We start from the raw sequence: 14,305 nt of genomic DNA, 5'->3' as shown, positions 1-14,305 counted from the left end.
AGTTTTGGTTTTTGGATTGTTATAACGTGCTAATTTATATTTTTTATTTAAGATATCAAATAATAACGCAAGTTTACATAAAAATAGTATTTTTGGAACACAAGATTATAACATCAATGGAGAATTTAATTCGGTTTAAGCAATCTGATTTAGCAAAAATTACCAATTTCAGAAACGGTGAAGTCAAGTTTGGGGAGAAAATGTTTGTGGTTCCCAAAGACGAAAATGTAGCTGAATTCATGACGAATTGCGAAGCGAAATTTGTACTTCTGGGGATTCCGGAAGATGTAGGAATTCGTGCCAATTTGGGAAGACCTGGAGCACAAACTGCATGGAAAAGTGCAGTTGCAAGTATCGCTAACATCCAACATAATAAATTTTGCAAAGGAAGTTCCATCTTAATATTAGGGCATGTTGACACTTCACAAGAAATGGATGCAGCCGAGAATCTAAACGAAAACGATCCTGAAGACCGAAAAAAATTATTCAAAATAGTAGAACAAATTGACAAAGAAGTTTCACATATCATTTTCAATATTGTAAAAGCTGGTAAAATTCCAATTATCATTGGTGGCGGACACAATAATGCCTATGGAAACATCAAGGGAACTGCTTTGGCCAAAGGGAAACCCATCAACGCAGTTAATTTTGACCCACATTCCGATTTCAGAATTTTGGAAGGCAGACATAGTGGTAATGGTTTTTCCTATGCTTATGACGAAGGGTTTCTTAAAAATTATTATATCTTCGGATTACACGAAAGTTATTCTTCTAAAAGTGTAATAGAGAACTTAAAAAGCCTAAAAGATAGGGTTCGCTACAATACCTATGATGAAATTAAAATCAGACAACAGAAAACATTTACACAAGAGTTGTATCAAGCATTGGATTTCATCAAACAAGACACATTCGGAATTGAAATCGACCTAGATGCCATTCCCGGTATTGCTTCTAGTGCAATGACACTGAGTGGTTTTTCTGTAGAAGAATTACGGCAGTTCATTCATTATTTTGGCTCACATAAAAACGCATCGTATTTACATATTTGTGAAGGAGCACCTAGTTTAGGCGAAGAAAAAAACAATCATTTAATTGGTAAACTTATTGGATACTTAGTAACCGATTTCATTAAGGCGCATTCGGGTAACTAATTTAGATTATCTTTGCATAAATTTTTTTATATGCAGTTCCAAGATTTATCTATTTCCAAAAGTGTTTTACTCGCCGTTACTGAAGAAGGCTACACCACTCCCACTCCTATTCAACAAAAAGCCATTCCGGTTATCCTAGACGGCAATGATTTGGTGGGTTGTGCACAAACTGGAACGGGTAAAACTGCAGCCTTTGCCATTCCTATTTTAAGTCATTTACATCCTATTGTAAGTAAAGCTAGTAAAGGAAAAAAAATCAGAACTCTTGTCGTTACTCCTACTCGTGAATTAGCGATTCAAATAGGTGAAGCTTTTGCGACCTATGGAAAATATATTAATACTACACAATTAACAATTTTTGGAGGAGTATCACAAGTACCACAAGTGGATCAACTCAGAAAAGGAATAGACATCTTAGTAACTACTCCAGGTAGATTGCTCGATTTACATAAACAAGGATTTGTAGATTTGACTCACTTACATCATTTGGTTTTAGACGAAGCGGATCAAATGTTTGATATGGGATTTATTAATGATGTTAAGAAGATAATCAAACTCACTCCTGCTGACCGTCAGACATTATTATTTTCTGCAACAATGCCGCTAGCCATTAGAGAATTAGCGGAACAATTTTTAACTAATCCTGAAACCGTTCAGGTAACCCCAGTATCTTCAACAACAGAAATGGTACGTCAGCAAATTTATTTTGTTGATAAACCGGAAAAGAAACAATTACTGCTGCATTTATTGCAAACGGAAGATTTGAAAAATGTTTTGGTATTTTCTAGAACAAAACACGGTGCAGATAATATTGCTAAATCATTACAGAAAAATAATTTCAAAGCAGAAGCCATTCACGGTGACAAATCCCAAAGTGCCCGTCAAAGAGTTTTAAATGCTTTTAAAGATAAGGAAATTGATATTTTAGTGGCTACTGATGTGGCTGCTCGTGGTATTGATATCGAATTATTGCCTTTTGTCATTAATTTTGATTTACCCAATATTCCGGAAACTTATGTTCACCGAATTGGAAGAACTGGTCGTGCCGGTAATAGCGGACTTTCTATTTCATTTTGTTCCAAAGATGAAGAAGTCTATTGGAAAGACATTCTTAAATTAACCAGAGCTAATGTAAAAACAATGGAGGATCATCCTTTTCCATGGAAAGGAACTCCGAAGAAAGACAAAAACGACACATCAGAAAAGCAGCAAACTACTTCAAATAAAAGAAGTGGAAAAGCAAAGCCGAAAAGTTCAAGAAAGTCAGATAACGCAAAGAAGAATAAAAAGCGTTGGTACTAAAATAGAAAAAGTGCCATAGTTTGGGGAACCTTTGGCACTTTAACAATCAAATAAACAAACTAAAAAACTAACTATTTTAATCACAAATCAGATTTGTGAGTCGTTTTAAAAGTATTTTATCTCTAAACTACTTTTGGTAAGGTTCTGACATTCAGAACTCTTTGGTATCAAACTTGTTTTTGAACCTTTTTGATGAGACAATATTACAGAGTTTTCGATTAAGTGCAAAATAAAATCGATGAAATGCATAATTTTTAACATAATTTAACACTTTTCCTACAATTTAGGATGATAATCGATCTATTTTCCATGTAAAATCATCCTGCAATTGGTATCGAATTCGATCATGCAATCGATTTGGGCGACCTTGCCAAAATTCGATTTCTTGAGGTTCAATAAGATAGCCACCCCAATTTTTAGGTCTTGGTATTTCTTTTCCAGTAAATTCTTGTTCCAATTGTTTTAATTTGTCATCCAAAAAATCTCTTGACGGAATTACTTCACTCTGATTCGAAGCAATAGCACCCAATTTACTTCCATCAGGTCGAGATTCAAAATACCCATCCGATAGATTATCAGCGACTTTCTTCGCTTTTCCCTTTATAATTACCTGACGCTCCATCGAATGCCAGAAAAATGACAAACATACATTAGGGTTAGCTTCAATTGCTTTTCCTTTTTCAGAATTATAATTGGTATAGAAAATAAACCCTTCATAAGTGTATTGTTTTAGAAGTACAATCCTTGATTTAGGAAAACCGTCTAATCCAATAGTTGAAACGGTCATGGCATTTACTTCATCCACTCCTCCAAAATCTTCAACTTCATGAAACCACTTATTGAACAAATTAATCGGATCTTCAGGAATAGTAGATTCCAAGAGTTCACTTTTTTCGTATGATTTTCTATAATTACTTAAATCTTCCATTGTTACCAGTTTAATTCCATTTGATTATCGGCTGCCCAAAACGTTCCCGTAGGCAAATCTTTTTGATACAATTCGAAAATTCCATTAGCTGAAAATTCGGGAGTTATATCAGCTTCCTGACCACCCATATCCGTTTTTACCCATCCAGGGTGAATAGAAAGCACTTTAATGTTTCTCTCCTGAAGTCTTGCCGAAAGTGTTTTTGTGTACATATTTAGAGCCGATTTCGACATTCTATAAGCGGTAGCATTGGGAATAATTTTTTCACGGTTTAACATTCCCATAACCGAAGAAATATTAAATATAGTACCATTATCATTGATCAGATCCAAACACGCTTCGGTAAAGTTGAGCAATCCAAAAACATTGGTTTCAAAAGTAGCTTTAACAACATCAATCTCCGGTTGGTATTTATCCAAATCCAAACCTACACCAGCATTATTGATTAAGAAATCAATAGAGCCAAATTGCTCTTTCAGGGATGAAACAAGATTAGCAACAGCTGTTGACGAAGTAATTTCTAATGCAAATACAGAAAGATTCGGATGGTTTACCGTTTCAATTTTACCACTTCTTGAAGTTGCAAGAACTTGAAACCCTTCAGACAAAAATCGATTCACCAAAGCCAGTCCAACACCTCTATTTCCTCCTGTTATTAAGACTTTCTTTTGCATAATTATTGGATTTAAAATTCAAAATAAGCGCCGTCGTCTCCTAGTATGGTATTTTTAAAAACCGACTGTGCTTCCTCTTTAAACAATTCAATAGAATCATAACGAGTAGAATAATGGCCTAAAACTAACTGTCCAACATTTGCTTTCAAAGCTATACGTGCGGCTTCTTTGGCTGTAGAATGCATTGTTTTTTCAGCTAAATGTTCTTCTGAATCCAAAAAAGTTGCTTCATGATATAAAACATCTACATCTTTAATAATAGGAATAATACTTTCGGAGTACATCGTATCAGAACAGAAAGCATAACTCTTAGGTTCAGGTGGATCGAAGGTTAACACTTCATTAGGAATTATCCTGCCATCGTCCAAAGTAATATCTTTTCCATTTTTGATATTTTGATAATAGCACGTTTCGATCTCGAATTCTTGCACCTTATCAATATTCAGTTTTCTTTCTTTTCTTTTTTCCTTAAATAAGAATCCGTTTGTATAAACTCTGTGTTTTAAAGGAATTGTTGTCACCGTTACCTTATCATCTTCAAAAATAAGCTCTGATTCTGTTGAAGAAAGCTCAACAAAATTCAGTTCATATTGTGGCCATGAATTGGATAATTTCAGTTGCAGTTTGATAATTTCCTTAATACCCACCGGACCAAAAATGGTTAACGGATTATTTCGGCTCAATAAATTAAAAGTAGACACCAAACCGATTAGTCCATACAAATGATCTCCATGCAAATGCGATATAAAAATATGGTTGATTGCAGAAAATTTAACCTTATTCTTACGCAACTGTACCTGAGTTCCTTCACCACAATCAATTAAAAACAATCGATTATTGATTTCTAATACCTGCGAAGTTGGATTTGTAAATGTTCTTGGTGTAGCAGCGTAACAACCTAAAATGGTTAAGTTCATTATTTTTTACCCTTTCTTCTGTCTCTTTCGTTTTTAATTAAAGTCAATTCGCGACTGGTTTGTCCTGCCACTGAAGTATTTTCTTCGGCACGACGAATCAAATAAGGCATTACATCCTTAACAGGACCAAAAGGCAAGTATTTAGCCACATTGTATCCTTCAGCCGCAAGGTTGAAACTGATGTTATCACTCATTCCGTACAATTGTCCGAACCAAACTCTAAAATCATTTTTAGCAATTCCTTTATGCGCCATCAACTCCATTAATTTATACGAGCTATCTTCATTATGTGTTCCTGCAAAAATGGCCATAGTATCTATGTTTTCCATCATATAAGCAACAGCATCATCAAAATTATAATCGGTTGCCTGTTTAGAAGGGCAAATTGGCGATTTGTATCCTTTTTCTTCAGCGCGTTTGTTTTCTTTTTCCATGTAAGCACCTCGAACCAATTTCATTCCTATATGAAATCCTTCTTCCTGAGCCTGAGCGTGCAATTTCTTCAGATAATCCAATCGGTCCCAACGGTACATTTGTAATGTATTGTAAACGATTGCTTTGTTCTTATTGTATTTGCGCATCATATCAGCTACTAAATCATCGGCTGCGTCTTGCATCCAACTTTCTTCACCATCAATCAATAATGCAATATCATTTTCGTGAGCTGCTTTACATACTTTATCAAAACGTTCCACTACTCTATTCCATTCGGTTTGCTCTGCTTCATTCAAAGTTTGACCTTCACCTAACTTTTCATACAATTCAAAACGTCCGAACCCTGTTGGTTTAAATACCGCAAAGGGAATTGCTTTTTTTTCTTTGGCGAAATTGATAATCTTTAATGTTTTATTCATGGCATCATCAAAAGCCGACTCGTCTTCTTTACCTTCTACTGAATAATCCAAAACCGAAGAAACACCACCAACACTGTACATTTTATCTACTACCGGAATACAATCGTCTTCCGAAACACCTCCACAAAAATGATCAAATACCGTTGCACGAATTAAACCTTCCACTGGTAAATGCGCTTTTAAAGCAAAATTGGTAACTGCGGTTCCTATCTTTACTAAAGGTTCGGAATCAATTAATTTAAAAAGGAAATAAGCTCTTTCTAGTTCGGTATCACTTTTAAGCGAAAATGCATTTTGTGTGTTGTTAAAAATTTTGTCCATAGTTAAATGATAATGTTATGCAAATATAAGACACCACGCTATTTTATTATACAATTTTTACTTTATTTTGTGCAACATTTTAATACTCCTTTGTGAAATGAAATCAATTAATGCCAACGGTTACGAAATTCACTTTAACCAAGAAAGTTACAGTTATTTAAACGCTTATTTAAAAGAAAACCATTTTTCTAAAATCTTCTTCTTGGTTGATGAGAATACTAATGAATATTGTATACCCAAGATTTTACCATTAATTGAAACCGAAACACCTTTTGAAATCATAGAGCTTGAAGCTGGTGAAGAAAACAAGACGATAGAAACTTGTACTCAAATTTGGAATGTTTTAATCGAATTAGGTGCCGACAGAAAGAGTTTGTTCATCAATATTGGCGGCGGAGTAATTACTGATATGGGAGGATTTATTGCGTCAACCTATAAAAGAGGAATTCCTTTCGTTAATATTCCGACTACGTTGTTAGCGATGGTAGATGCTTCTGTAGGCGGCAAAAACGGAGTGGATTTAGGCGGATTGAAAAATCAAATTGGTACCATTACCAATCCGGCGATGATTCTTATTGATTCTTCCTTTCTGGAAACTCTTCCACAAAGAGAAATGCGTTCCGGATTAGCCGAAATGCTAAAACATGGTTTGATTGCTAAAGCTTCGCACTGGGAAAAATTCAGTAAATTGGAAGAAATTCAATTTGATGAATTCGACGAATTGATCCGAGAATCGGTTACCATTAAAAATGATATTGTAACGCAGGATCCAACAGAAAATGGCATCCGCAAAGCTTTAAACTTCGGACACACATTGGGACACGGCATTGAAACGTATTTCTTGGAAGATCCCGAAAGAGAAACGTTACTTCATGGCGAGGCCATTGCGGCAGGTATGATTATGGAAAGTTATATAGCTTTAGAAAAAGGATTAATTTCAGTAGAGGAATATTCAAAAATTAAAGCCAAATTAAATCAAATTTACACTCCTATTGTTATTGATGAAAATGATGAAAATGAAATCATCGATTTGCTGATTCACGACAAGAAAAATGAGTACGGAAAAGTACAATTTGCCCTTTTAGATGGAATTGGAAGTGTAAAAATCAACCAAACCACTGATAACGAAACAATTAAAAAAGCGTTTGAAAACTACAAAATATAACGTTTTTTTGTTTTTTTGTTTTCGAATACGAAATTTAATTTTTTAAATTTGCCCGCATGTTTAGACACAATAAATGGAGAACAAATTTTACCTTTCAGGAAAACATTCTTGAAAGGAGAAATGTTGTTTTACAAATTGTGACAATTATTAAATGGGAAGCCAACCGGCTTTTTGCTACAAATCAGAAAATTTACAGCGAGTTAGAGATAGAATTTGCAAATATTAGAGTTTGAAAAATTTTGTGTTAGATTTTTTATTAATTTTAATTACAAATTACTGATAGCTAAATGAATACAAAATATTTCGATTTAATTAATCAAACATTCTATTTCCCACAGGAAGAATTTACTTTAAACAAAGACCATTTACAATTTCATGGTATCGATTTAATGAAGTTAGTTGAAGAATATGGAACTCCATTAAAATTCACCTACTTGCCTAAAATTTCCGAAAATATCAATAAAGCCAAAATGTGGTTTCGTAATGCTATGGAAAAGCAAGGGTACGAAGCTAAATACTTTTATTGCTACTGCACCAAAAGTTCGCATTTTGAATTTATTCTAAATGAAGCATTGAAGAACAATATTCATATTGAAACTTCTTCGGCTTTTGACATCAACATAGTTGAAAAACTAATGGAAGATGGAAAGATCAACAAAAACACATTTGTTGTTTGTAACGGTTTTAAACGTGGCGCTTATGTTACTAACATTGCTCGTTTAATTAACAACGGACATAAAAACACCATACCGGTTATTGATAATTTTGAAGAGTTGGATTTACTTCAAGAACAAATTGATGGTAAATTTAAAATCGGTATTCGTATTGCAGCTGAGGAAGATCCTAAATTTGAATTTTATACTTCGCGTTTAGGAATTGGATACAAGGATATTGTTCCTTTCTACAGAAAAAACATTCAGGACAACAAAAAAGTTGAGCTGAAAATGCTTCACTTCTTTATTAATGCCGGAATTCGTGATACTGCTTACTATTGGAATGAGTTATTAAAATGTATGAAGGTATACATCAACCTTAAAAAGGAATGTCCTTCATTAGACAGTTTGAATATTGGTGGTGGTTTCCCTATCAAAAATTCATTGGCTTTTGATTACGATTACCAATATATGGTGGAAGAAATTCTAAATCAGATCAAGATTGCTTGTGATGAAGCTGAAGTACCTGTACCCCATATCTTTACAGAATTCGGTTCGTATACGGTGGGTGAAGCTGGAGGAGCAATTTTCCAGGTTTTGTACCAAAAGAAACAAAACGATCGTGAAAACTGGAATATGATTGATTCGTCTTTCATTACCACACTTCCCGATACCTGGGCCATTAACAAACGATTTGTAATGTTGGCGGTCAATCGTTGGAATGATACTTACGAAAGGGTACTCTTGGGTGGATTAACTTGTGATGGTGACGATTACTACAACTCGGAACAGCACATGAATGCCATTTATCTTCCAAAGTACAATAAAGAAAAACCTTTGTATATTGGTTTTTTCAATACGGGTGCATATCAGGAAACTATTGGAGGTCATGGCGGATTACACCACTGTATTTTACCACAGCCGAGGCATGTCCTGATTGATAAAGATAAAAACGGAATTTTCGCTCACGAAGTTTTCTCTGAAGAACAAAGTGCAGAACAAATTCTAGAAATTTTAGGATACAACAAAAAATAATAACTTGCTGCTTCAAGCAAAAAACAAACAAAATGAGCAAAGGACCTATTAGTCAATTTATTGAAAAACACTACCTTCATTTCAACGCAGCTGCTTTGGTAGATGCGGCAAAGGGTTATGAAGAACATTTATTGGACAACGGTAAAATGATGATTACTTTGGCAGGTGCAATGAGTACAGCCGAATTAGGAAAATCATTAGCTGAAATGATTCGTCAAGACAAAGTACACATCATCTCTTGTACAGGTGCCAACCTAGAAGAAGATATTATGAACTTAGTGGCTCATAATTCGTACAAAAGAGTACCTAACTATCGTGATTTATCTCCTCAGGAAGAATGGGATTTATTGGAAAACCATTACAACCGTGTAACAGATACTTGTATTCCAGAAGAAGAAGCTTTCCGCCGTTTGCAACAACATTTATTCAATATCTGGAATAATGCTGATTCAAAGGGTGAAAGATATTTCCCGCATGAATTCATGTACCAAATGATTAACTCGGGTGTATTGGAGCAATACTATGAAATTGACCCTAAGGATTCATGGATGGTCGCTGCTGCAGAGAAAAACTTACCAATTGTAGTTCCTGGATGGGAAGACAGTACAATGGGTAACATTTTCGCTTCGTACTGTATCAAAGGTGAATTCAAAGCGACTACTATGAAAAGTGGTGTGGAATACATGATGTGGTTAGCAGATTGGTACAAAGACAATTGTTCAGGAAAAGGAATCGGATTCTTCCAAATTGGTGGTGGAATCGCTGGTGACTTCCCTATTTGTGTTGTACCGATGTTATATCAAGATATGGAAATGCATGATGTACCGTTTTGGGCATATTTCTGTCAGATCTCTGATTCTACGACAAGTTACGGTTCTTACTCGGGAGCAGTTCCAAACGAGAAAATCACTTGGGGTAAATTAGACATTACTACTCCAAAATTTATTGTAGAATCTGATGCAACTATCGTTGCACCTCTTATATTTGCATACGTATTAGGTCAATAAAATAGAATACCCCATTTTTATGAAAAGAGTTATCGTTGATTATTCAAAATTAACAAGTGAGATTTTAAATCTATTAGTAGAAAAATTTCCTGACGGTTATGATGATTCAGACATCGTTCGATTTAAAAATGCTAAAAACGAATCGATTGAGGCTGTTGAAGTCCGTACCGAAGACACAATATATCTGGTAAAAGTAAGTACAAAACTTGCTGACAGAATCGAAAATTATGACGAAGATGAAGAATTAGAAGGAGGAGATGATTCATTGGACGCATTGAAAGAATTAGAAATCGAAGATGGTGCCGATGATGACGATGATGATGACAAAGATGCTGCTGACGTTGACGACGACGATGAGGATTCTGATGACAATGACATCGCAGACGATTATTCTGATGACGAAGAAGACTAAGAATAAAGAATAAAAAAAGGAACTCAATGAGTTCCTTTTTTATTTTATACTGTTTTGAAATTAAAAACCTAAGTCTCTTTCTATTTCTTCCATTTCGATTAAATCATGTGCTTCTAAGACTGTCGGTACTACATGTAGTGATTGTGGCACATCGTTAAAATCAATTCCTTCGGCAACAATTACAAAGGATTTCTTTTCTTTTTTAAACTTTTTGGCTAAATCCACGAAGCTTTTGATTGCTTTGATATCCACCGATTCGTCGTGTGAAATATCCAAGATAATATTATTCTCTTTATAAGTATTGAACTGATCGGTAACTTTTTGTAGAAAAACACTCGAGTTACCTTCTGTATCTTTAATAATAGTGGTATGTCCTTTGTGATCGACTTTCATTTATTTTAGTTTATTTTGGTATATCAAAAATAAGACTTATTGTTTAATTTTCGAAGCCAATAAGTAAATAACTGCCATTCGAACCGCTACTCCGTTTTCCACCTGTTCTAAAATAACCGATTGCTTGGAGTCGGCTACATCGCTGGTGATTTCCACACCGCGGTTGATGGGGCCAGGATGCATGATTACAATCTCCTTATTCAACGAATCCAGCAATTGTTTATCGACACCATACTGCATGGCATATTCTCTCGTAGAAGGGAAATAACTAATATCCAGACGTTCGTTTTGTACACGAAGCATATTGGCCACATCACACCATTCCAAAGCTTTTCTCAGATTCGGTTCCACCTGAACACCCAATTCATTGATGTATTTCGGGATTAAAGTCTTCGGTCCGCACACTTTCACTTCGGCGCCTAACTTCTGTAAAGAATAAATATTAGATAACGCCACACGGCTATGTAGAATATCACCAACAATCACGACCTTCTTCCCTGCTACATCGCCTAATTTTTCTCTAATGGTATAAGCATCCAATAGTGCTTGGGTTGGATGTTCGTGCGCACCATCTCCTGCATTAACAATACTTGCATTCACGTTCTTTGACAGGAAAACCGCAGCTCCCGGAGAAGAGTGTCGCATCACAACCATATCCACCTTCATGGACAGAATGTTGTTGACCGTATCGATTAATGTTTCTCCTTTGGTTACCGACGAGCTTGATGCGGCAAAATTGACCACATCGGCCGAAAGTCGTTTTTGGGCCAATTCAAAAGATAGTTTGGTACGGGTACTGTTTTCGAAAAAGATGTTGGCAATGGTAATATCTCGTAGTGAAGGTACTTTTTTGATGGGACGGTTGATGACTTCCTTAAAATGATCGGCAGTATTAAAAATCAATTGAATGTCCTCTTCTGTAATGTATTTGATTCCTAATAAATGATTTACGCTTAATTCCTGCATCTTATTTTGTTATTAATTCTACTGCGTCTTCTCCGGAAGTTTCCTTCCACTTTACCACTACTTTTTCGTTGTTGATGGCATCTACCTGACGGCCACGGTAATCGGGCTGTATGGGTAAATGGCGACTGAATCGTCTATCGACAAGTACGAGTAGTTCTACTTCACTTGGTCTACCGAACGATTGAATGGCAGAAAGCGCAGCATTGATGCTTCTTCCAGTGTACAATACGTCATCGATAAAGATTACCTTTTTGTTTTCGACTAAGAAATCGATTTGGGTTTTGTTGGCTTCCAGCGTTTCTCCTCTTCTGAAATCGTCTCTGAAGAAGGTAATGTCCAAGAATCCTAGGGCAATGTTACTGACTTGGTATTCGGTTTCCAAAATGCTTTTTAAACGATTGGCCAATTGTGTGCCACGAGGCTGAATGCCTATAAGAACCGTGTTTTTGAAATCGAGGTGATTTTCTATTAATTGACAGGCCAAACGGTGAAGTATGATGTCTACTTCTGTTGCGGTGAGCAAAGTTTTTTGACTCATTGTAGTTAGTTGTGTTTGGAGTGTAAAATTAAGGAATTTTTATTTTCTTTTTTGTCTTGATACAAAAAAGAAAGAAAAAAGATCAAGAATGCCTATTCTACTCCTAAAAACTACCTCAGTATTTCGTTACGCGATTCGAACCGCTCGTCGTGGTTTCTTTTCTTTTGTCTTGACACAAAAGAAACAAAAGGTCAAGGCTGCGATTCTCGGCGGTCCAATTTCATTTCGAATCCTAAAAGAAAAGAACTCGCCTTCTAGGCTCAAACAGCTTTTCTTTTGACGGATTCTTCAATGATTGGAACCTCGCCTGCGAATCTGTGGCCGAAGGGGGTGACGTAATAAAATCTAAAAACAAATTATTTTTCATGTTCTTTTCTTTTGCCTTGATGCAAAAGAAATCTCGTCTAGGGACGAGACACGGCAAAGATCAAGACTGCATAGTCTACTGCTAAAAACTAACTCAGTACTGCGTTTCGTGACCCGAACCGCTCGTCGTTCCTCCTCTGCTACGCGGATCACTCCCACTTCGTACTTTCGTTGTTTTTGACGGAGTATCCTATGAGGTCGGGTTGGGATGACGTAATAGGAACCGCTCGTCGTTCCTCCTCGACTACGCGGATCACTCTCACTGCGTACTTTCGTTGTTTTTAACGGAGTATGCTATGAGGTCTTCTTGGGGATTGCGGTTTGGGAGTGATGGGAGTTAAAAAGTAGAGTGCGGAAGCAAGAAAGCAAAGTGCGGAAGCAAGAAAGCAAAGTGCGGAAGCAAGAAAGCAAAATGCGGAAGCGAAAAAGCAAAGTGCGGAAGCGAAAAAGCAAAATGCGGAAGCGAAAAAGCAAAGTGCAGGAGCAAGAAAGCAAAGTGCAGGAGCGAAAAAGCAAAGTGCAGGAGCGAGAAAACAAAATGCAGCTACAAGAAAGCAAAGTGCAGGAGCGAAAAAGCAAAATGCAGGAGCAAGAAAGCAAAGTGCAGGAGCAAGAAAGCAAAGTGCAGGAGCAAGAAAGCAAAGTGCAGGAGCAAGAAAACAAAATGCAGGAGCAAGAAAGCAAAATGCAGGAGCAAGAAAGCAAAGTGCAGGAGCAAGAAAACAAAATGCAGGAGCAAGAAAGCAAAGTGCGGAAGCGAAAAAGCAAAATGCGGAAGCGAGAAAGCAAAGTGTTATGAAACAAGCGCTTTACCGATCAAAAATTAAGAAACCGGTTAGTTTGCATTGGCTTCGCCACAGTTATGCCACGCATTTATTAGAAAACGGTACCGATATCCGTTACATACAGGAGTTACTAGGGCATAGCAGCAGTAAAACCACCGAGATCTATACGCATGTGAGTACGCATAGTTTACAACAAATTAAAAGTCCGTTTGATAATTTATGAAATGTAGTATATTTGAATACGTATTGTACTAACTGTACCTATCCTGCCCTTTTGGAAGGATAGGTATGATAAAACAATACATATAAACAAGTTACAAGCAACCTTATGACAAACTTTCGTATAATTATAGTGTTTGCATTTTTATCTTTCATCAGTTGTCAGAAAGATAATTTTATAGTTCTTAAACCAAATAATGACACAATTGAAATCAAACGAATAGTTCTTAACCGCCACAAAAATCCAAAAGGCTATGTAGAAAATTTTTATCTTGAACTTAAAGATTATTCTAAAATAAAAAAAGAGTTTATATCTGAATTCCAATTATTTATTAATGACAGTGTGTATAGTGCTCAAGGAATTAAATTTGCATTTTCTAGAGATGAAATTATAAAGGACTTTTATTTTACTTACGACAATCATACAAAACTAATCAATCTTGATACGGTTGATAATGCCGAAATGTTCTCACTTGGTCCGGGAAAAAGATACTTCGACAATATGAATTGGGTGAAAACTGAATTGGTTATTGATTAAAGGCAGCTTGTAACAAAGAACTGTGCTTAAAAACAAATAAAAAGTATTTTTTTTAAATAAATTTAGGCATGGTACTTCTAT

15 protein-coding genes and 1 pseudogene are annotated in these 14,305 nt (G+C 35.8%); 9 read left to right on the top strand and 7 right to left on the bottom strand.

Features of this window, described 5'->3' with window-relative positions; all coding sequences use genetic code 11:
- The first annotated feature begins 116 nt into the window (after window positions 1-116).
- Window positions 117-1,151 (top strand): formimidoylglutamase, encoded by a 1,035-nt coding sequence (locus ACFO7M_RS01440; RefSeq protein WP_379714990.1) that lies wholly within the window; start codon window positions 117-119, stop codon window positions 1,149-1,151.
- A gap of 30 nt (window positions 1,152-1,181) precedes the next feature.
- Window positions 1,182-2,453: a DEAD/DEAH box helicase gene (locus ACFO7M_RS01435; RefSeq protein ID WP_379713132.1), complete on the top strand. Its 1,272-nt coding sequence runs from the start codon at window positions 1,182-1,184 to the stop codon at window positions 2,451-2,453.
- 283 nt (window positions 2,454-2,736) lie between these two features.
- Here the strand turns inward: ACFO7M_RS01435 and pdxH are convergent, their stop codons facing one another.
- The 4 genes from pdxH to ACFO7M_RS01415 are packed head-to-tail and all read right to left on the bottom strand — an operon-like array spanning window position 2,737 to window position 6,147.
- Window positions 2,737-3,381, bottom strand: a complete 645-nt coding sequence (pdxH, locus tag ACFO7M_RS01430; protein ID WP_379713134.1) for a pyridoxamine 5'-phosphate oxidase — start codon at window positions 3,379-3,381, stop codon at window positions 2,737-2,739.
- Window positions 3,382-3,383: 2 nt separating this feature from the next.
- Window positions 3,384-4,055: an SDR family NAD(P)-dependent oxidoreductase gene (locus ACFO7M_RS01425; protein WP_379733635.1), complete on the bottom strand. Its 672-nt coding sequence runs from the start codon at window positions 4,053-4,055 to the stop codon at window positions 3,384-3,386.
- Between the two features lie 11 nt (window positions 4,056-4,066).
- On the bottom strand, window positions 4,067-4,972 hold the full coding sequence (locus ACFO7M_RS01420) for a ribonuclease Z (RefSeq protein ID WP_379733633.1): 906 nt from the start codon (window positions 4,970-4,972) through the stop codon (window positions 4,067-4,069).
- Entirely contained in the window at window positions 4,972-6,147 is a 1,176-nt protein-coding gene (locus ACFO7M_RS01415; RefSeq protein ID WP_379733631.1) for a proline dehydrogenase family protein, read from the bottom strand. Before ACFO7M_RS01415 ends, ACFO7M_RS01420 begins: the two co-directional genes overlap by 1 nt.
- A gap of 97 nt (window positions 6,148-6,244) precedes the next feature.
- On the opposite strand from ACFO7M_RS01415, the gene aroB reads away from it, so the two are divergent.
- From aroB to ACFO7M_RS01395, 4 genes are all read left to right on the top strand, one after another.
- The gene (aroB, locus tag ACFO7M_RS01410; protein ID WP_379713142.1) at window positions 6,245-7,312 is read left to right on the top strand and encodes a 3-dehydroquinate synthase; all 1,068 of its coding nucleotides are present in this window, start codon (window positions 6,245-6,247) and stop codon (window positions 7,310-7,312) included.
- A gap of 287 nt (window positions 7,313-7,599) precedes the next feature.
- The gene (locus tag ACFO7M_RS01405; RefSeq protein ID WP_379713144.1) at window positions 7,600-9,000 is read left to right on the top strand and encodes an arginine decarboxylase; all 1,401 of its coding nucleotides are present in this window, start codon (window positions 7,600-7,602) and stop codon (window positions 8,998-9,000) included.
- Between the two features lie 32 nt (window positions 9,001-9,032).
- Window positions 9,033-10,007: a deoxyhypusine synthase family protein gene (locus tag ACFO7M_RS01400; protein WP_136668117.1), complete on the top strand. Its 975-nt coding sequence runs from the start codon at window positions 9,033-9,035 to the stop codon at window positions 10,005-10,007.
- A gap of 19 nt (window positions 10,008-10,026) precedes the next feature.
- The gene (locus ACFO7M_RS01395; protein ID WP_379713146.1) at window positions 10,027-10,419 is read left to right on the top strand and encodes a DNA primase; all 393 of its coding nucleotides are present in this window, start codon (window positions 10,027-10,029) and stop codon (window positions 10,417-10,419) included.
- 60 nt (window positions 10,420-10,479) lie between these two features.
- Here the strand turns inward: ACFO7M_RS01395 and ACFO7M_RS01390 are convergent, their stop codons facing one another.
- Genes ACFO7M_RS01390 through pyrR form a run of 3 tightly spaced genes read right to left on the bottom strand, consistent with a single transcriptional unit; the run spans window position 10,480 to window position 12,316 of the window.
- Window positions 10,480-10,812 (bottom strand): ribonuclease Z, encoded by a 333-nt coding sequence (locus tag ACFO7M_RS01390; protein ID WP_379713148.1) that lies wholly within the window; start codon window positions 10,810-10,812, stop codon window positions 10,480-10,482.
- A 36-nt stretch (window positions 10,813-10,848) separates the two neighbouring features.
- Window positions 10,849-11,778 (bottom strand): aspartate carbamoyltransferase catalytic subunit, encoded by a 930-nt coding sequence (locus ACFO7M_RS01385; protein ID WP_379713150.1) that lies wholly within the window; start codon window positions 11,776-11,778, stop codon window positions 10,849-10,851.
- 1 nt (window position 11,779) lies between these two features.
- Window positions 11,780-12,316 carry a bifunctional pyr operon transcriptional regulator/uracil phosphoribosyltransferase PyrR gene (gene pyrR, locus ACFO7M_RS01380; protein WP_379713152.1) on the bottom strand — a complete coding sequence of 179 codons (537 nt, stop codon included), beginning with the start codon at window positions 12,314-12,316 and terminating at the stop codon, window positions 11,780-11,782.
- Window positions 12,317-13,136: 820 nt separating this feature from the next.
- On the opposite strand from pyrR, the gene ACFO7M_RS01375 reads away from it, so the two are divergent.
- The 3 genes and pseudogenes from ACFO7M_RS01375 to ACFO7M_RS01365 all read left to right on the top strand — a co-directional run bounded on the left by ACFO7M_RS01375 (window position 13,137) and on the right by ACFO7M_RS01365 (window position 14,224).
- Window positions 13,137-13,481, top strand: a complete 345-nt coding sequence (locus ACFO7M_RS01375; protein ID WP_379733629.1) for a hypothetical protein — start codon at window positions 13,137-13,139, stop codon at window positions 13,479-13,481.
- A pseudogene (locus ACFO7M_RS01370) lies at window positions 13,457-13,690 on the top strand (tyrosine-type recombinase/integrase); the annotation flags it as partial. The gene ACFO7M_RS01375 and the pseudogene ACFO7M_RS01370, both read left to right, overlap by 25 nt.
- A 105-nt stretch (window positions 13,691-13,795) precedes the next feature.
- Complete coding sequence (locus tag ACFO7M_RS01365; RefSeq protein WP_379733627.1) at window positions 13,796-14,224, top strand: hypothetical protein; 429 nt, start codon at window positions 13,796-13,798, stop codon at window positions 14,222-14,224.
- The last annotated feature ends 81 nt before the right edge of the window (window positions 14,225-14,305 follow it).

It is taken from the genome of Flavobacterium sp. GCM10023249, assembly GCF_042653365.1.
Lineage (GTDB): Bacteria > Bacteroidota > Bacteroidia > Flavobacteriales > Flavobacteriaceae > Flavobacterium.
Note: the sequence above shows the minus strand (reverse complement) of the source record. Positions and strands in the feature narration are given on the sequence as shown.